The sequence below is a fragment of the Streptomyces sp. NPDC046866 genome (genome assembly GCF_040704625.1).
GTDB lineage: Bacteria > Actinomycetota > Actinomycetes > Streptomycetales > Streptomycetaceae > Streptomyces.
The window spans coordinates 179,834-196,942 of sequence record NZ_JBEYXN010000009.1 but is presented as its reverse complement, the minus strand read 5'-3'; the positions used below and the strand labels follow the sequence as shown (position 1 = coordinate 196,942).

18 protein-coding genes are annotated in these 17,109 nt (G+C 68.9%); 16 read left to right on the top strand and 2 right to left on the bottom strand.

Annotated features, from left to right (window positions below; genetic code table 11):
• The first annotated feature begins 31 nt into the window (after positions 1 to 31).
• The 6 genes from AB0953_RS16585 to AB0953_RS16560 all read left to right on the top strand — a co-directional run bounded on the left by AB0953_RS16585 (position 32) and on the right by AB0953_RS16560 (position 5,401).
• Complete coding sequence (locus AB0953_RS16585) at positions 32 to 199, top strand: hypothetical protein (RefSeq protein WP_366860165.1); 168 nt, start codon at positions 32 to 34, stop codon at positions 197 to 199.
• 91 nt (positions 200 to 290) lie between these two features.
• Complete coding sequence (locus AB0953_RS16580; RefSeq protein ID WP_366860164.1) at positions 291 to 1,586, top strand: hypothetical protein; 1,296 nt, start codon at positions 291 to 293, stop codon at positions 1,584 to 1,586.
• A complete protein-coding gene (gene traA, locus AB0953_RS16575; RefSeq protein WP_366860163.1) occupies positions 1,586 to 2,131 on the top strand; it encodes a plasmid transfer protein TraA in 546 nt (181 codons plus the stop codon). The genes AB0953_RS16580 and traA overlap by 1 nt, the downstream gene beginning before the upstream one ends.
• A gap of 15 nt (positions 2,132 to 2,146) precedes the next feature.
• Positions 2,147 to 4,174 (top strand): plasmid transfer protein TraB, encoded by a 2,028-nt coding sequence (gene traB / locus AB0953_RS16570; protein WP_366860162.1) that lies wholly within the window; start codon positions 2,147 to 2,149, stop codon positions 4,172 to 4,174.
• 200 nt (positions 4,175 to 4,374) lie between these two features.
• Entirely contained in the window at positions 4,375 to 4,836 is a 462-nt protein-coding gene (locus AB0953_RS16565) for a hypothetical protein (protein WP_366860161.1), read from the top strand.
• A gap of 10 nt (positions 4,837 to 4,846) precedes the next feature.
• Positions 4,847 to 5,401, top strand: coding sequence for a hypothetical protein (locus AB0953_RS16560; protein ID WP_366860160.1), 555 nt, complete (start codon positions 4,847 to 4,849; stop codon positions 5,399 to 5,401).
• A gap of 1 nt (position 5,402) precedes the next feature.
• Here AB0953_RS16560 and AB0953_RS16555 read toward each other — a convergent pair whose 3' ends face one another.
• Entirely contained in the window at positions 5,403 to 5,594 is a 192-nt protein-coding gene (locus AB0953_RS16555) for a hypothetical protein (protein ID WP_366860159.1), read from the bottom strand.
• Positions 5,595 to 5,667: 73 nt separating this feature from the next.
• Here AB0953_RS16555 and AB0953_RS16550 point away from each other — a divergent pair, with 73 nt between their 5' ends.
• From AB0953_RS16550 to AB0953_RS16535, 4 genes are all read left to right on the top strand, one after another.
• On the top strand, positions 5,668 to 6,231 hold the full coding sequence (locus AB0953_RS16550) for a hypothetical protein (protein WP_366860158.1): 564 nt from the start codon (positions 5,668 to 5,670) through the stop codon (positions 6,229 to 6,231).
• Between the two features lie 98 nt (positions 6,232 to 6,329).
• Positions 6,330 to 6,557 carry a DNA-binding protein gene (locus AB0953_RS16545; RefSeq protein WP_366860157.1) on the top strand — a complete coding sequence of 76 codons (228 nt, stop codon included), beginning with the start codon at positions 6,330 to 6,332 and terminating at the stop codon, positions 6,555 to 6,557.
• Between the two features lie 17 nt (positions 6,558 to 6,574).
• Positions 6,575 to 7,273 (top strand): SGNH/GDSL hydrolase family protein, encoded by a 699-nt coding sequence (locus AB0953_RS16540; RefSeq protein WP_366860156.1) that lies wholly within the window; start codon positions 6,575 to 6,577, stop codon positions 7,271 to 7,273.
• 13 nt (positions 7,274 to 7,286) lie between these two features.
• Positions 7,287 to 10,880 (top strand): SGNH/GDSL hydrolase family protein, encoded by a 3,594-nt coding sequence (locus AB0953_RS16535; protein WP_366860155.1) that lies wholly within the window; start codon positions 7,287 to 7,289, stop codon positions 10,878 to 10,880.
• On the opposite strand, the gene AB0953_RS16530 is transcribed toward AB0953_RS16535, so the two are convergent.
• Positions 10,877 to 11,101 carry a hypothetical protein gene (locus AB0953_RS16530; RefSeq protein ID WP_366860154.1) on the bottom strand — a complete coding sequence of 75 codons (225 nt, stop codon included), beginning with the start codon at positions 11,099 to 11,101 and terminating at the stop codon, positions 10,877 to 10,879. The two genes, AB0953_RS16535 and AB0953_RS16530, sit on opposite strands and share 4 nt — an antisense overlap.
• A 405-nt stretch (positions 11,102 to 11,506) precedes the next feature.
• On the opposite strand from AB0953_RS16530, the gene AB0953_RS16525 reads away from it, so the two are divergent.
• The 6 genes from AB0953_RS16525 to AB0953_RS16500 all read left to right on the top strand — a co-directional run bounded on the left by AB0953_RS16525 (position 11,507) and on the right by AB0953_RS16500 (position 17,084).
• Positions 11,507 to 11,659 carry a hypothetical protein gene (locus tag AB0953_RS16525; RefSeq protein WP_366860153.1) on the top strand — a complete coding sequence of 51 codons (153 nt, stop codon included), beginning with the start codon at positions 11,507 to 11,509 and terminating at the stop codon, positions 11,657 to 11,659.
• A gap of 665 nt (positions 11,660 to 12,324) precedes the next feature.
• Complete coding sequence (locus AB0953_RS16520) at positions 12,325 to 12,555, top strand: HNH endonuclease signature motif containing protein (protein WP_366860152.1); 231 nt, start codon at positions 12,325 to 12,327, stop codon at positions 12,553 to 12,555.
• A gap of 53 nt (positions 12,556 to 12,608) precedes the next feature.
• On the top strand, positions 12,609 to 13,070 hold the full coding sequence (locus AB0953_RS16515) for a hypothetical protein (protein ID WP_366860151.1): 462 nt from the start codon (positions 12,609 to 12,611) through the stop codon (positions 13,068 to 13,070).
• Positions 13,057 to 14,688: a hypothetical protein gene (locus tag AB0953_RS16510; protein ID WP_366860150.1), complete on the top strand. Its 1,632-nt coding sequence runs from the start codon at positions 13,057 to 13,059 to the stop codon at positions 14,686 to 14,688. Before AB0953_RS16515 ends, AB0953_RS16510 begins: the two co-directional genes overlap by 14 nt.
• Positions 14,689 to 14,703: 15 nt before the next feature.
• Positions 14,704 to 16,077 (top strand): phage portal protein, encoded by a 1,374-nt coding sequence (locus AB0953_RS16505; RefSeq protein WP_366860149.1) that lies wholly within the window; start codon positions 14,704 to 14,706, stop codon positions 16,075 to 16,077.
• On the top strand, positions 16,074 to 17,084 hold the full coding sequence (locus tag AB0953_RS16500) for a hypothetical protein (protein ID WP_366860148.1): 1,011 nt from the start codon (positions 16,074 to 16,076) through the stop codon (positions 17,082 to 17,084). Before AB0953_RS16505 ends, AB0953_RS16500 begins: the two co-directional genes overlap by 4 nt.
• The last annotated feature ends 25 nt before the right edge of the window (positions 17,085 to 17,109 follow it).

The following is a 17,109-nucleotide window of genomic DNA, read 5'->3' as shown; positions in this document are numbered from 1 at the left end:
GCTGGGACAGTCCCGGCCCAGGGAGGAATTGATGGGCCTGTTCAGCAGGAATGAGACCGGCCAGCCCTGCCAGGCGTGCGGCCGGCCGACAACCCCCGAAGACCCCGCCGTCCGTCTCAAGAATGGCGGTACCCGGATCCACAGCAGCCACGTGACCGACCCGGCGTCCGGCCTCTACCGCGAACCGATCAAGCGCTGACCTGTAGCCCTCGCCGCCCGTCTCGCACGGGCGGCCTGGAAATCCGTCAGCGGCAACCCGCCACCCGAACCTCACCCAGGAAGGAAGCCCCGTGACCAGCACCATGGATCACGTCAACGGGTCCGAGCGATCCGGGCCATGGCCGTCGCTCGAGCCGGACTTCGACCCGGTCGCCCTGGCCCAGGCCGAAGCCATCCGCACCCGAGCCGAAGCAGAAGCCGAGGCCCGCCGACTGGCCGCCGAAGCCGAAGCCGAAGCCGTCCGCATCAAGGCCGCGGCCGAGGCAGAAAAGCAGGCCCTGGCCAACAAGCGGGCAGCACTCCAGCTGCAGCGGTTCGAGGCCGAGCAGAAGGCCAAGATCGCCGAGGCAGAACGCAAGGCCGCCGCCGAGGCGCGGGAAACGCAGCGGGAGCGGCTGGCAGCCGAGGCCGCGGAACTGGCCGAAGCCGAAGCCGACGAGCAGCGCCAGAAGTCCGCGAGCTCATGGAGGGCCGCGGCCATCGGCTTCGCCGTCGTGTGCGGTGTCGTGGCCCTCCCGGTCCAGATGAGCGCGTTCTACCGCGAGGACGCCCGCTACCTCCTGGCCGCTCCCCTCGTTCTCGAAGGGGCTGCCTGGGTCGTCCTCCGCGGTGCCGCAGCCGCAGTGGATGACCGGCGTCCGCACTGGCACTACCGGCTCATCGCCTGGCTCCTCGCGTTCGTCGCTGCCGGCGTGAACCTGTGGCACGGCCTCACCGCGTTCGACACGGCCACCGCGGTCGGCACCGCTATCGCCTCGCTCGCAGGCCCCGGCATCTGGGACCTCCACGAGCACGGCCGGATCCGTTCCCGCGACGGCAAGCCCACCCTCCGGCAGCGGTGGGCGCAGCAGTGGGCCGAGCGCAAGCAGGCCAAGCAGGAGGCCGCCCTCGCCAAGGAGCGCGCGGCAGCGGCACAGGCGGATGCCGAAGCAGAGGCAGCCAAGGCAGCGCAGCTTGCCGCGGACCGTGAGGCCAACTTCGAGAAGGTGTGGAAGCACGCACTTAAGCTCGCGGCAGCGCTCGGCGAGACCACGGTGACCGAGGCCATCTGGAAGCGCGCACATAACGACATCGAAGGCACCGACCCCGGCGAGTGGGTCGACATCATCCGGGGTCGTAATGCGGCCAAGCGGCGCCTCACCGCAGCACGCTCCGAGGCTCCCGGCGAGAGGCCCGTCAAGGTCAACTCTGCGCAGGTCGCATCGCAAATGCCCCCCACCCGGAGCAAGCGCGTCTACAAGCCCCCGACGCGGGCCGGTGTTCGCCGGAAGAACGACACCCCCAAGTACGTCGCGGCCGCCAACCGGCAGGCCTCCATCGCCGCCCGCAAGTCCACTGAAGCCAAGGCTGACGAGAGGACCATCTGATGACCACCACCGTCCCGCCTCAGGGCGCGTCCGGCGCCCAGGCCAAGCGCAACACGACGAAGAACAGCAGCAACCACTTCGCCGGCTTCGCCCCCAGCTTCGGCCTCAACGTCAACGTTCAGAGCGGCGGCAACTCAGGCGGCGGCCGCCAGCAGCAGTCCGCGACCGCCGCCGGTGAGGGTCGGGGGAAGCAGCAGATTCTGCCGGAGCCCGTGTTCGCGTCGCCTGCCGACATCCGGAACTACTGCAACACGCTGCGCGCCCTCGGCATCGGTCTCTCCTTCGAAGTCGCGATGGGGGCCGAGATCCTCAAGGCGACCTTGGCCACCGTCCCCGACCCGGAGGGTCGGCCGTTCGGATCCAAGCTCCGCGCCCGCCGGGTCGCCCGCAAGCTCAGCAAGGCGGCCGAGGCGCTCAAGGACGCCGCCGTGAATGCCGCCGCCACCTACGGGGCGTTTCAGCAGGAGTACGAGGAAGAGATCAACCGCGTTCGCCACCGCGCGCGCAAGCCTCAGGGCCCGCGCATGGACTGGGCCGCCCAGTAGGAAGGGAGCAGGATCATGGGTAGCGACATCGAGAAGGTCAATCAGGCGGCCGAAGCCCGCCTCAACGGGGAGTCATCGGCCGGCGGCGTCAAGGGCTGGCTGTTCCACCGGGCCAAGCCCTTCCTCCCCCCGTGGGTCGTGGCCGGCGGAGTCGGTGTCGCCTCCGTGCCGGCGGCCCTGGCCTGGCAGGGCGCCCCGTTCGCCGGTATCGGCCTGACCCTCGCCTCGGGCGGGCTGACAGCGGCAGCCTGGTTCGCGGCCAAGCCCACCGGCCGCCAGCGCCGGCTCCACTCCGCCGTCACCGTTGCCGCGGCCGGCTCCTGGTTCACCTGCGCCTCCGTAGCCGGACCCTGGTCCGGCCCCCTCCCCGACCTGTACTTCATGGGCGGCGCCGCCCTTGCCATCTCCTGGAACATCCGGCAGGTGCTGCGCTGGAACCCCGACGCCGTCCCCGCGGCCGACTCCGCCGGACTCCTGGAGAAGGTCGGCCTGGCCAAGGCCCTCATCAAGGGGGCAAAGGTCGAACCCAACCGAGTCACCGTCCCCCTCGAACTCGCCGCCGGCGAGCAGACCAACGACGACGTCACCCGCGCGCTGCCCCTCATCGCCTCCGGACTCGACGTCCCGCCAGCCGCCATCCGCTACCTGCCCGACCCCGACTCGGCGCGCCGCGGAGAGCTCGTCATCGTCCCCATGGACATGCTCGGCGAGGCCGTCCGCTGGGAAGAGACAGGGCCGTCTCTCCCTGGTGGCTCCATCACCGACCCGCTCGTCATCGGCGTCTACGACGACGGCACCCCACTGCAGCTGTGGCTTCCCGGTGACCCGACCGTGGGACGCAACGCCACCCACGTCCTGATCGCCGGCATGACCGGTGCGGGCAAGGGCGACGGCGCACTCAACCTCATGACGGAGATCCTCTCCCGCAAGGACGTGATTTTCTGGCTCAACGACCCCAAGGGCTTCCAAGACTTCCGCCACCTCCTGCCCGGCATGGACTGGGCCACCGACGCCTCCGGCACCGAGACCATGGCCACCGCGGTCCTCCCGGTCATCCAGGCCCGCACCGCCTGGCTGGGCAAGCACGGCTACCGGCAGTGGAACATCCGCGCCTCCGTCAAGCAGGACGATCCGGCGCACACCTGCCGCGCCGACGGCACCGCGTGCGGCTGCCCCGGCATGCCCTTCCTGGTCACCTGGTTCGAAGAAGCCGGCGTCAGCCTGTCAGTCCTCGGCGACGACGCCTTCAACAACGTCGCCAACCTGGCCCGCTCCGGAGGCGTCGCCTTCATCGTCTCCTTGCAGCGACCCAGCCACGACCAGATCAGCACCACCACCCGCGACGCCCTCGGCAGCCGCCTGTGCTTCGGCGTCCCCAACGCCACCGCCGCCGGCTTCATGCTCCCCGACAACGTCCTCGACGCAGGCGCCGCACCCGAACGCTGGTCCAACCGCCGCCCCGGCTACTGCTACCTCGTCACCCCCGGCGTCGACGAAGCCCGCTACTCCAGCCCCGGCCGGACCCGCTGGTTCACGCCCACCGCCAACACCCTCATGGAGACCGTCGCAGCGTGGGCGGCCCGCAAGGGAGCCAAGCCCGACCCCATCACCGCCGACGCCGCCGCGAAGGCAGTCGGCCGCGCCTACACCGAACGTGACCAGCACACCCCCAACCAGCCTGCAGTGGAGGAAGACGACGTGACCGGCGAGCCCCTCGTAGACGAGGAGGACACCCACATCGACCCCGAACGGGATCTCGACGACTCGGAAACCGGCGACGACACTCCGATCTTCGGGGCTACCCCCGGCCGCCAGCCCGGCCCGAAGGAGGCCCGGCAGCTCTTTGCCCAGGCCATTACCGAGTTCGAATCGGCCGGACAGATGGTGGTGGGGCCGAAGGACTTCATGGACTGGGCTGGGCGGCACCAGCTCTCCCGCGCCTGGGTGTCCGGGCGCCTCAAGGAGGCCGCTCTCGAAGGCCGCCTCGAGCACACATCGAAGGCCGGCCGGTGGCGGATTGTGCCCCAGCTGGTTGACGCCTGACAGTCCGCGCGCGCCTGACAGTCAGGGCGTGACACGCGACTGGCCTAAGGGTTTGCCTGTCACGCCCTGACACCTGACACCTGACACCCGACGCCCAAACAGTCTCAGACCTGGACAAACGGGGCGCTCCATGGTCCTGCGTCCTACGGCTTGGTGTCAGGAGACCGTCAAGTACCGTCACGCCCCCCAAGGAGCCCATCATGAACGCCCCCCAACCCCTCGATCACGACCACGCCGCCCAGCTCATCGCCGCCGTCGAAGAAGCCCTGACACCCCCCACGTCATACCGTGACACCAGCCTCCTGCCCGCCGTCGGCGACACCCCGCCCATCCCGCAGCCAGGCCGGCCGCCCATGAGCCAGAAGGCAACGGATGCCAGCGTCCTCATGCTTACCGCCGGCCTCGCCACCGTCCCGCCCGGCCTCATCGCCATCGGCGTCCTCATCGCCTCGGACTACGCCGACCCGACCGTCATCGGCATGTTCTGCGCCGCGCCGGCGGTCATCGCTCTGCCCATCCTCGCGGTCGCCCGGCTGCTCCGCGGCGCGCAGGGCATCGGCGGCGAGCACCACCACCACTACAACGGGCCCGTCAGCCAGCAACACCACACTGTCAGCACGCAGACCCGCGGCCTGGTCGCCAAGACGATCAACAAGTCTTGAGGAGTGCCAGATGTACTCTCTCGACGCTTACACGCCCGAGCGCCAGGTGCAGCAGCAGACCATGCCGCTCCCGCTGATTCAGCGCGGGCTCGCCTACCACGAGGCCGGGCATACGGTGCTCGGCATGCTTGCCGGCTTCACCTGCGAGCACACCCGGATCTACACCGTCACCCAGAACGGGCTTACAGGCTGGACTGGCACAACCACCTGGGCTCGGTCCTTCGCTACCTACCTGGATGTCGCCGTGGTCTGTGGAGCCTCCGGCCAGGCGGCCGACCTTCACCAGCTCGCGGAGTCCGGGCGCCTCACCCCGGAAACGGCCCGTCTTGTCGCCGCCGACCACGACAAGCAGATGGCGCTCAACATCCTCGCCGCCGAAGGGGTCCCCGTCAGCGAGACCGACCCTACCCCCGACGGCGGCCTGGCCTGGGACCAGGTCATGGCTACCGCCCAGCAGCGCGTCGAACGTGAGTGGGACCGCATCACCGCCGTAGCCGAAGCGCTCCTCACCGCACCCAATTTCACCCTCAGTGGGGCAGCTGCGGCGCGCATAGCCAACATCTGACCTACCCCTCGCGGCCCTGGCCTTCACCGGTCGGGGCCGCCGGCATGTGCACGGCGCGCGCGATCCACCGGTCCCCGGCCAGCAGCACCGGCGGCTGCGTCACCACCAGCCGGACGCCCAGGCCGGCGAGCAGGGCCAGGCCTTCCGCGCACTCGCGCTCCGTATCGCCCATCACGCCAAAACGGACCCCCATAGCGGCATTGTGCCGGGGCCGTGGCGCCCAGGGAGACAGAACCGCTGTCAGCACCTCAGAGGAGAATGAACGCGTGGCTCGATTCATCGGACAGTCGCCCGGATGGGCTCACGAGAACATCGGTGATCGGATACCTCACTCCGACAAGGTCGACCGCAAGGATCCCGCGCGCGCCGACATCCTCATCCTGCTGCACCGCATGGAACTCGCCGGCGTAGAGATTGACGATCGGGCGGTCGAGATCGCCATCAAGCTGACCCGGTTCCGCCTGGAGCAGGCCGCCCCACCACCACCCGAGCCGGTCGTCACACCAGAGACGGATCCCGTCGGCCGCAAACGCTGGGTCTACTACGTGCGTTGCGGGCATCTCATCAAGATCGGCACCACGATCAACCTGGCCAGTCGCTTCATCTCAATCCGGCCGAACGAAGTCCTGGCCTTGGAGCCCGGCGGCCAAGAGCTGGAGACGGCCCGGCATCGCGAGTTCCGAGCGCTCCGCGCCAGCGGAGAGTACTTCCACCCCGGGCCGGCACTGCAAGAGCACATACTCGCCCTCCGCGCGGAGCATGGGCCGCCAAACTGGGCCGGATCACTCGTGCCTGATGGCCGGAACTACTTCCCTGCTGGCAAAGATTGACTGCTGAACTGCGCGAACGTAACGTAGCTCTCACTGGACACGTGTGACTTTGAGGCCCGCCCACTCGGCGGGCCTCAGTCATTCCCGCGGAGGTGACCGTGCCCGCCGACATTGCCCTCGTCGATGAAGAGGCCGCCGCCTACTACGCAGGGCGGCCCGGAGTCACCATCCGCAGGTGGGCGCACGAGGGCCGCATCAAGCGCTACGGACGCGGCCGCGGCAAAGTTCGGTACAACGTCTTCGAACTCTTGCCGGCCTCTCGGGACGAGTTCACCAGCGCACTCATTGCGCCGGGGCCGCCGCCGCCCCTTCCCCTGGCAGCCTGACCGACGAGGAGGCGCCCGTGTCTTCCCGCCTTCGCGCCTCGACCGTCCTGCTCGCCGTCCTGGCCGTCGCCGGATGCTCTCCCGTCGCAGCAAGCCCTGGGGGTAGTCCGGCGCCAGCCGCCCCGCCAGTCCTGCGGATCATGCCGCTCGGTGACTCCATCACCCAGGGCGCAGGCAGCACGACCGGCGCCGGCTACCGGCAGGCGCTGTGGGAGCACCTGGCGGGAGTCGACTACGTCGGCAGCCAAGCCAGCGGGGCGGCCACTGACCCCGACCACGAGGGCCACGGCGGTTACACGATCAATCAGGTGCGCGTCGGCCTGGACGGATGGCTGGCTGCTGCCCGGCCCGACGTCATCCTCCTCCACCTCGGGATCAACGACCTCGCCGCGGGAACGCAAGCCGGCGCCGCAGAGCGGCTGATCGCGCTCATCGACCGCATCCACGAAGACCTGCCCACCGCCAAAGTGCTCGTCCTGGGACTCATCCCCACCACGGGCGGCCTGCAGACCGAAGTGGCCAAGGTCAACGCGGTGGTCAACGCCAGCCAGGCTCGTCACAACTACCGGTACGTCGCGCCGCCCGCCCTCGGGCCCAGCGAAATGGCCGACCGGCTCCACCCCAACGACGCTGGCTACCAGCGGATCGCAGACGCGATATACGCCGAGCTCAACCGAATGGAACTCGCACGACAGAGGGTGGGCAACCAGCCGTAGAGGAGGTGCCGTCGTGCCGTTCCCAGCGGGAGCCAAGACGATCACCGTGACCGGCACGTTCCCCTCCCCGGTCGGGGGCGGAGCCCGCGGCGGCCGGGTCGTCTTCACCCCCACCGCGGTCCTAGTTGACTCCACCCAGCACGCCATCTACAGCGGCGGCGGCACGGCCACCATCACCGGCGGCACGATGAGCATCGTTCTGCTGTGCACCGACGACACCGACGTCCAGCCGACAGGCTGGCGGTGGCGCGTCGACGAGCAGCCGACGAGCGGGCAGCGGCGCACGTATTACATCGACCTGCCGTCCACGCTGGGCACGACCGTCGACCTGGACGTCCTCGCCCCTGTCTCGGCCCCCGACGGTTCAGGGCACAGCCTGCCCCCGACAGGCCCCGCGGGCGGTGCACTGACCGGCTCATACCCCAACCTCCAGCTGTCCGCGGCGACCATCGCAACCTTCGACCCTGCAGGCGCCGCCACGGCCGCTCAGGCTGCTGCCGCGGCCGACGCTACGGCCAAGGTTGCCGCGCACGAGGCCGACACCACAGCCGTCCACGGCATCTCCAACACGGCCGCCCTGGAGACCCAAGCGGGCGCGCAGAGCAAGGCCGATGCGGCCCAGGCCGCCGCCATCGCCGATGCCTCCACGAAGTACCTGGCCAAGACGCAGAACCTCGCGGACCTCGCCTCGGCCTCTACGGCCCGCACGAACCTCGGCCTCGGGAACTCGGCAACCCGGAACGTCGGCACGGCCGCCGGGACCGTTGCCGCCGGCGACGACCCGCGGTTCTCCTCCGCCCAGCCCTGGGTTTTCGACGTCACCACATACGGCGCCCTCGGCAACGGCAAGATTGTCTCCGATGCGGCCATGACGTCCGGTAGCGCGACCCTCACCAGCGCGACCGCGGGATTCACGTCCGGAGACGTCGGCAAGAACGTGATGGTCCTGAACGCGGGCGCCTCGGGCGAGACCCTCGTTGGCACCATCTCCGGGCACATCAGCGGCACACAGGTCACGCTGTCGGCGAGCGCGGGCAGCACCGTCTCCGGCGTGCCCGCTCTGTGGGCCAGCGACGACACCGCGGCCATCCAGGCCGCGATCGACGCGGCAGTCACCTACGCGCAGGCTCACGCCGGTGCAGCGACCGTCCTTATCCCGCCGGCCGCCGCGTCCTTCTACGGGATCGCGGGCCCGCTCAGGACCGGCGGCAGCACGCTCGGCAACGCGCAGCTGACTCTGCCCGTCGTGGCCGCCACCGGCCGCAAGCTCACCCTGACCATCCAGGGCGCCCACACCGGTGCGGGCGTCCAGCACTGGCAGCAGACGGTGCCGAACACCACCGGCTCGACGCTGGTGTCCTTCGGTCTCTTCGCCAACGCCACCGCCCAGACCAACTCGATCAACGCGGCCGGCAACCCGGCCGTCATCGGCGGCCCGTCGCAGCCCGGGGGCTACGGTGTCGCGCCCGGCAACTTCTCGAACCTGTACGTGGACATCGGTAACCTGTCGATCCTGACCTGCCACAGCAAGTTCGGCTTGACATACTCGGCGATCGACCTGTCCGGCGTAGCCAACGCCCAACTGCGGGACGGGCAGACCAGCACAACCGGCACTGTCGCTCCACCGGCAGGCAGCTACATCTCGCCCGGCGTCTTCGCGACCGGCCTGTCGATCGGCATCTTGCTGCCGGCCAACGGGAACAACGACCTGACCATGGTTCGCAACTGGACCATAGGCGGCGGATACACCTACGGGATCCTGGCCACTGAGCACTGCGACATCTACGGCCTGCGGATCCTGTACTGCTGGGCTGCGCTCTGCCCGGTCGGGACGTACTACAGCTCCGTCGGCGCCGCCCACTCGATCAACGGGTCGCTGATCAGCATCGAGCAGTGCACGTACCTCGTCTACATCTTCGGCCCCGGAACGGGCGGCCTCGGCCCGACCATGTACCTGAAGATCGACACCGAGACGAGCACGCCCCGCTTCGGCGACCGCACAAGCGGCACCGGCCTCGCCGCAGCCCGCGGCGAAGTCGTCCTCGCTGGCCTCTTCACCGCGTCCGGCCTCACCCTCGACGCGCCGACCGGACTGAAGATCCGCAACAGTCAGCTGACCTACCCGATCGCCACCAAGACGGCCAGCTACACCGCGACCAGCTTCGACGAGCACATCCTCGCCGACGCCACCAGCGGCGCCATCACCATCACCCTGCCCACCGCGGTGGGACGCACCGACCCCATCACGGTCAAGAAGACCGACAGCAGCACCAACACGGTCACCATCGATGCCGCAGGCTCGGAGACCATCGACGGGCAGCTCATCCGCCGCCTCGACAGCCAGTGGGACCACGCCACCCTCGTACCGTCCGGAAGCGGCTGGTACATCAAGGCGGCGCCCACGCCGACAGTATGGCGACGGCGCAACCTACCCGACCCGGTCACCACCGACACCCTCTACGCCGGCACCGCCCCCAGCATCAGCGTCGTCCAGACCAGCACCCCCACCGCGGGATACGTCAAATACGCGCCCGCGGGCGTCACACTGTCCGGCTCCGACGTCACGGGCCCGTTCACGTACCTCGGAGCCGGCGGCTTCCAGATCGGCAGCGGCACACCCGACTCAACCTACGTCCTGCCGACCAGCCGCTACCCCAACACCCGCGGCTCCCTCACCAGCAGCCAGTCCGTGTGGTCCCTCGAGTTCGGGTGCGACACGCAGATCTTCCAGCTGCGCTTCAACTACCAGACCGCCGGCATGTACAGGCTGTCGATCGATGGCCGGCGCGTCACCGAACTCATGCAGGCAGTCGGCGGCACCACCGCCGGCAGTACCCACCTCATGACCGTCGACCTCGGATCCGCGGCTCCCCGGGTCATCCGCTTCGACTTCTACACCGTCCCGTTCGGCGGCGTCTTCCTGCCCCCCGGCGCGACCATGTGGTCCTCCGTCCCCAACGGCGGCCGCCTCATGGTCTTCGGCGACAGCCTCTCCGACGGCTCCGCGATCAACACCGGCGGCGGCGCCGGCACCTGGGTTCAGCGGGCCGCCAAGCTCCTCGGTTCCAACGACTTCTGGGACGAAGCCCGAGGCGGCACCGGCTACATCACGGCCGGCTCCTTCGCCACCCTCGCCAACCGAGTAGCCGCCGACGTCGTCGCATGGAACCCCGACCGCCTGATCATCTGGGCCGGCTACAACGACAACGGCGGAGTTCAGGCAGACATCGCCACCGCAGCCGCCAGCCTGTACGCCACCATCAAAGCCGGACTGCCCAACACCACCGTCTACGTCATCGGCTGCTGGTCACCCACCGGCTCACCGGCAGCCAGCCTCACCAACACCGACACCACCCTGCGCACTGCAGCAGCAGGCGCAGGCTTCCCCTTCATCAGCCCCATCACCGGATCGATCTACAACGGCGCCGGAACGCTCATCGCCACCCACGGCGCATGGATCACCGGCACGGGTCACGTCGGGGCAACCACGGGGAGCGGCAACGCAGACGTCTACATCGGCAGCGACGCCGTCCACCCCACCGACGCCGGCCATGTGTACCTGGCTCGCCGCATCACCGCGGCAATCCGGGAGCTGATGCCGGCCTAGCCGTCGCCCCGATCCCGCCACGGCCTGTCGCCGGGACGCAGCAGCGTCTCCGGCGGCTTGCCACTCGCGCGGCGCTGGCCGGCAGTGGCAGCGCCAACGAAGACCAGCAGCAGGCCACCCGCGGCTGACAGCCACAGCGACACGAAGAACCCCACGATCACCAGCAGCAGGCCGACAGCCAGCAGGCCTCTCACCCAGTCAGGACCCTGGTCCTCAGACATCCCCACTCCCTCCACCGAGGGCCCTCACGGTACGCGGATGGAGGCGACAGCGATGGCTAGACGATCAGGTTGGCGGGTGTGCACGGTGCCTGGCTGCGGCGAGTACACCGAAGGCGGACGCTGCGCCGAGCACCGGCGCCTCGCCGAAGCCAAGCGCGGCAGTGCACGACAGCGAGGCTACGGCCGGCAGCACGAGCAGCGGTTCAGGCCCGGTGTGCTGGCTCGGGACAGGGTGTGCGTGCTGTGCCGGCAGGCGCCGGCCGTGCACGCCGACCACCACCCGCTCAGTCGGCGCGAGCTCGTTGAGCAGGGCCTCGACCCTGACGACCCGAGGCACGGGCGTGGTCTGTGCGGGCCGTGCCACAGCAGGGAGACCAGCCAGCATCAGCCTGGAGGGTGGCATGCATGACAGCTGACGAGGCGATCAGCCACGCGGCCAGGCTGCTGGCCCAAGCCGAGCTGGAGATCACCAACCTACCGCTCATGGAGAGGCTGGACGAGCTGGCCGGCTCCTGGCTGAGCATCGCCGCGATCATGGTGGAGCGGGAACGGACTTGATCATTGACCTTGATCGATGTCACACAGGGTCATGATCACCTGGGGGGAGACCCCAAGATCAAGGATCACCAGGACCGCCGGGGAGGTCGCGCCGGGGTCTGCCGGGTCCAGAGCTTCCAAGATCACTGTCATCGTTACCTGATGTGACTGCAGCCCACACGTCAGGGGGCCCAAGTAGCCTCGTCCCCATGAGCGTTGACGAGCGCGCAGCACAGCGAGCCTGCCCTGGATGCCGGCAGCCGATCACCCCCGGCCAGCGGGAGCGCAACAAGCGGAAGTGGTGCAGTGATCGGTGTCGCCTCTGGGTGTTGAACCACCCAGGTCAAGTGTGGCAACCGCCCGCGCCGTGCCCCGTGTGCGGCGGCTCCCTGGATGGGCGACAAGGCTCCGCTCAGTACTGCTCAAAGCGCTGCGGCGAGGTGGCCCGCGGGCAACGCTTGGCCGCTCCTCTACCCGAGCGGCGGTGCGCGCTGCCTGAATGTGGAGAGGTATTCCGCCCGCGGCGTCCCTCGACCCGCTGCTGCAGCGAGAAGCACGGGAAACTGCTGTACAACCGGGAGTCCCGAGCTGATGGACGGCAGAAGCCGGAGCCTTGGACTGATGCTCGGCGTGATCGATACCACCGCCGGCGAGCTCAGAAGAAGGCGGCCTCGACCGGCGAGCCTGTGCTGCTGGCCGAGATAGCCGAGCGCGATAACTGGAGCTGCAGCCTCTGCGCGCTGCCGGTCGATCCGACGGTGGCGTGGCCGGCCTCGCAGAGCCCAAGCCTTGATCACCGGGTGCCGATCTCCAAGGGCGGCGCCCATGACCCGTCGAACGTCTTCCTTGCTCACCTGAGCTGCAACAGCTCGAAGGGCGATCGGATGCCGGGGGACGGGTTCCTACTGGACGGCTGAGCGCAACGCCCGGCCGCGCATGCGCCGCAATGGTGCGACCGGAGGAGATGCTCATGCCGAAGGGTGGAGCTCGTGCACGTTCAGGACCACCGCCGGACCCGCAGGCGCTCCGGCGCGAACGCGATGCCGGAGAGTGGACCATCCTGCCTGCTGCTGGCCGTGAAGGTGCCGCACCGGACTGGCCGCTGACGGCGCCTTCAGACCGCGAGGCCGAGCTGTGGCAGCGGCTCTGGAGGAAGCCTCAGGCCCTGATGTGGGAGCGCTACGGCCAGGAAACCGAGGTTGCACTGTACGCGCGTCGGCTGGCCGAGGCCGAGGAGCCAGGTTCCTTCGTGAACCTGTCGACGCTGGTCCGCCAGATGTCCGACTCCCTCGGGCTCACTACGCCGGGCATGCGTGCGAACCGCTGGCGCATCGATCGTGACGAGGAAGCGTCGGTGGCGGTCAGCGGGTCTGCTCCCGCGTCCAGTTCTGCTCGGGCTCGTCTGAGGGCGGTGCCGGGTGGTAGCGGCTGACGACGGGACCTGGCCGCTCGACTTCCCGACCCTGTTCATCGTCCCGGACTGGATCGCACAGCACTGCCGGATCCGGTCTGTCGGCGGCATCGACAACACGCCTCAGCCCTTCGAGATGTACGACTGGCAGTTGCGCTGCACGGTCTCCTTCTACCGGGTGCGGCCGACGGCCCAGCTCGGGCAGTTGTCGACAGCCTTCCACTACCGCCGTGGCCAGGTGGTGGCGCCGCAGAAGTCCGGCAAGGGGCCATGGACGGCTGGCATCGTTGCGGCCGAAGCGGTCGGCCCGGTGCTCTTCGCCGGCTGGGCCCGCGGCGGCGAGCGGTACGACTGCCGACACCATGGCTGCGGGTGTGGGTGGGTCTATGAGTACGAGCCCGGGGAGCCGATGGGGCGGCCCTGGAACCAGCCCCTCATCCAGATCACTGCCACATCCGAGGACCAGACCGACAACATCTACAGGCCGCTGCAGGCCATGGTGCGGGACGGCTACCTCGCGGAGCAGATGCGGGTGGGCGAGCAGTTCATCCGGCTGCCTAACGACGGCCGCATCGACGTCGTGACGTCATCGGCTCAGTCCCGTCTTGGTAACCCAGTCACGTTCGTCGCCCAGGATGAGACGGGCATCTGGACCGAGGGCAACAAGATGACCAAGGTAGCAACGACCCAACGTCGTGGCCTCGGCGGCATGCAGGGCCGGTCGCTGGAGACGACGAACGGCTGGGACCCGAGCGAGAACTCGGTGGCCCAGAAGACGGCGGAGTCCAAGCAGGCAGACATCTACCGCTTCCACCGGCTGCCACCGAAGGGCCTGTCCTACACGAACAAGGCGGAACGGCGGAGAATCCACGCTCACGTCTACCAGGGCAGCACCCACATCAACCTCGACGCGATCGAGGGCGAGGCGGCGGAGCTGCTGGAGAAGGAGCCGGCCGAGGCGGAGCGCTTCTACGGAAACCGCATCGTGGCCGGCATGGGCTCATGGCTGACCCAGGACCGCTGGGATGCTGGCATCGCCGACGAAGAGCTGCCGGGGCCGAAGACGCAGATTGTCTTGGGCTTTGACGGCAGCGACGTGGACGACTGGACCGCAATCAGGGCCGAGACCCTCGACGGGTTCCAGTGGACACCGACCTACGGCCCCGACAGCCGGCCGACGATCTGGGATCCCGCGGACTGGGGCGGCCAGACGCCGCGGCTTGAGGTCGACGCCGCGGTCGACGAACTTATGACGCGGTACGACGTCGTCCGCATGTACGCAGATCCGCCGTACTGGGAAACCGAGGTGGACGGCTGGGCCGCGAAGTACGGCGAGAAGCGCGTCGTCCGGTGGTATACGAACCGCGTGGTCCAGATGCACGCCGCATGCGAGCGGCTCGTCACGGATGTCACGAAGGCAGGCGGGACCTTCCGGCACGACGGGTGCGAGTTCACCTCCATCCACGTCCGGAACGCAAGAAAGGCGGCGCGGCCATCGGGGCGGTACGTGCTCCGGAAGGCGGCCGTCCACCAAAAGATCGACGCTGCTGTAACCAGCGTGCTCGCCCACGAGGCCGCTGGCGACGCGATAGCTGCTGGCTTGGCTAAGCCGAAGCGCCGAAGGGCGCGCGGCTTCTAACCGAGAGGGGGCCCGATGCTGCAGCCCCCTGCCGTCCAGTCGCCCGAGTGGTGGCGTGACCGCCTGTACGCCGCCCTGTGCAAGCGGACGGCGGAGACGAACGTTTTCGACGCCTACTACGAGTGCGAGCACCCGCTTCCGTTCCTGCACGAGAAGGCGCGGGATCCGTTCCGCCGGCTGCTCAGGATGTCGCGGGCGAACTACATGGAGCTTGTAGTTGACGCCCTCGTGGGTCGCCTGGAGGTGGCCGGCTTCCAATCGGATGCCGAGGGCGATGCCGACGACCAGGCATGGGCGCTGTGGCAGGACAACAACCTCGATGGCGGTAGCCAACTTGGGTTCTTGGAAGCCGCGATCAGGGGCACGTCGTACCTGATGGTGTCCCCCAAGGGGGACACCTACCGGATCACTCCAGAGCACCCGACCCAGGTCATCACGGAATCGGTGCCCGGATCGCCTGGCGATCTAGCCGCCGCCCTGAAGTTGTGGATCGATGACTGGACGGGACGCCTGTGCTGCACGGTCTACCTGCCGGGCAACGTCTACAAATTCGACGCTCCGGAGCCGAAGGCAGGTGGCAAGCCGGTCTGGGTTCGCCGCGAGGTCGCCGGTGAGAAGTGGGGTGGCGAGAACGTCCTCGGCCAAGTGCCGTTCGGTGAGCTGTCGAACCGGCCGCGAATGCTGAAGCCGGGCGCCTCCGAGCTGCGCTCCGTGACGGGCATCCAGGATCGGATCAACAAGACCATCGCCGACCGCATGATGACCCAGGAGTTCGCGGCATTCCCGCAGAAGTGGGTCACTGGGATGGAGATCCCGCAGGACGAGAATGGCCAGGACATCGAGCCCTTCGACGTGGCCGTTAACAAGATCCTGATCGCGGAGGAGAACGGCGCCAAGTTCGGCCAGTTCGCCGCCGCGGACCTGACGGGCTACCTCAAGGGTAAAGAGGCTGATGTCCATGACATCGCGGCCATCACCTCGACCCCACCGCACTACCTCCTTGGCTCCATGGTCAACCTGTCCGCCGAGGCCCTGAAAGCGGCCGAGGCCGGTCTGATCCACAAGATCTACCAGCGTCGACGCTTCCTCGAGGAGGGGCTAGAGCGGACGATGCGGCTGGCGGGGATCGCGTCGTCGCAGGCCCGCATCGTCTGGAAGTCTCCCGAGTGGCGGACCGAGGGCGAGCTGGTCGACGCTCTGGTGAAGATGAGCACGCTCGGCGTGCCCCGCGAGGTGCTCTGGGAACGCTGGGGGGCTACGCCGCAGGAGATCGAGCGGTGGCGGCGCCTCAACGAGGAGTCGTTGCAGCGGGCTATGGCCGGCGATTTGGCTGCGGAGTACGGCCCCAAGCCGCCGGTTGACTCGCTCCCCGCCCCGGTTGAGGCATGACCGGATCCCAGGGGGCCATGGAGGTAGCGGCCGCCCAGTACGAGCGTCAGCAGCGGATCGTGCGCCGGACGGCCGAACGCGCGCAAGCGATGTGGCGGCGGCTGCGCTTGGCGGACGTGGAAAGCACCTGGCAGGCCATCGTCGCGCCCGGTCTGCTCACAGCCGTCACCGCGGGACAGACAGAAGCAGCCTCCCATGCCGATTCCTACGTTGCTGCGGTCCTCGCGGCCGACGGCCTGGACTCCGACCCGTCCGGAAAGGTGGCGGCGGCCCGCTTTGCTGGCACCGCGGCAGACGGACGACCCCTCAAGTCCCTCTTCTACGAGTCGGTGCTCGAGGCGCGCTGGCTTGCGGAGGAAGCGGACGTCTCCGACATCGAAGCGATGATCGGCGGCCTGGAGAAGCTCCTGAAGGCCGTGGCGACCGAAGTTGCCGACGCCGGTCGTACCGCGACGGGCGCCTCCATTGCCGGGAACCGCACGATCAACGGGTACATCCGCGTGGTGAACCCGCCCGCCTGTGCGCGCTGCTTGATCCTGGCCGGCAAAGAGTACGGCTGGAACACCGGGTTCCAACGGCATCCCAAGTGCGACTGCATCCACGTCCCCGCCAAGTTGATCAAACGGGGCTTCCATCCCGGCGTGACTGACGTCCGGGGCTACTTCAACGGGCTGTCGACAGCGGAGCAGGAGCGCCTCTTCACGAAGGCGGGCGCTCAAGCCATCCGCGACGGGGCAAGCATCGACAGGGTCGTGAACGCACGCCGAGGCATGTACACGGCCGACGCCTATGGGCGGCGAGTAGCCGCCACGAGAGACTCGGCCACCCGCCGCGGCGCCTGGTTCCGCCAGGAGCGCCAGCGCGCCATCCAGCGCGGGCTCGTGCCCCGCTCGGGGCAAGGGTTCCGCCTCATGAGCCCCCGGCTACGGCCGGAGGAGATCTACCGACTGGCCGGCAGCCGCAGCGAGGCCATCGCCATGCTGCACCGCTTCGGCTACATGACCTGACCTCGGCGCAAGGCCGCTGGTCATC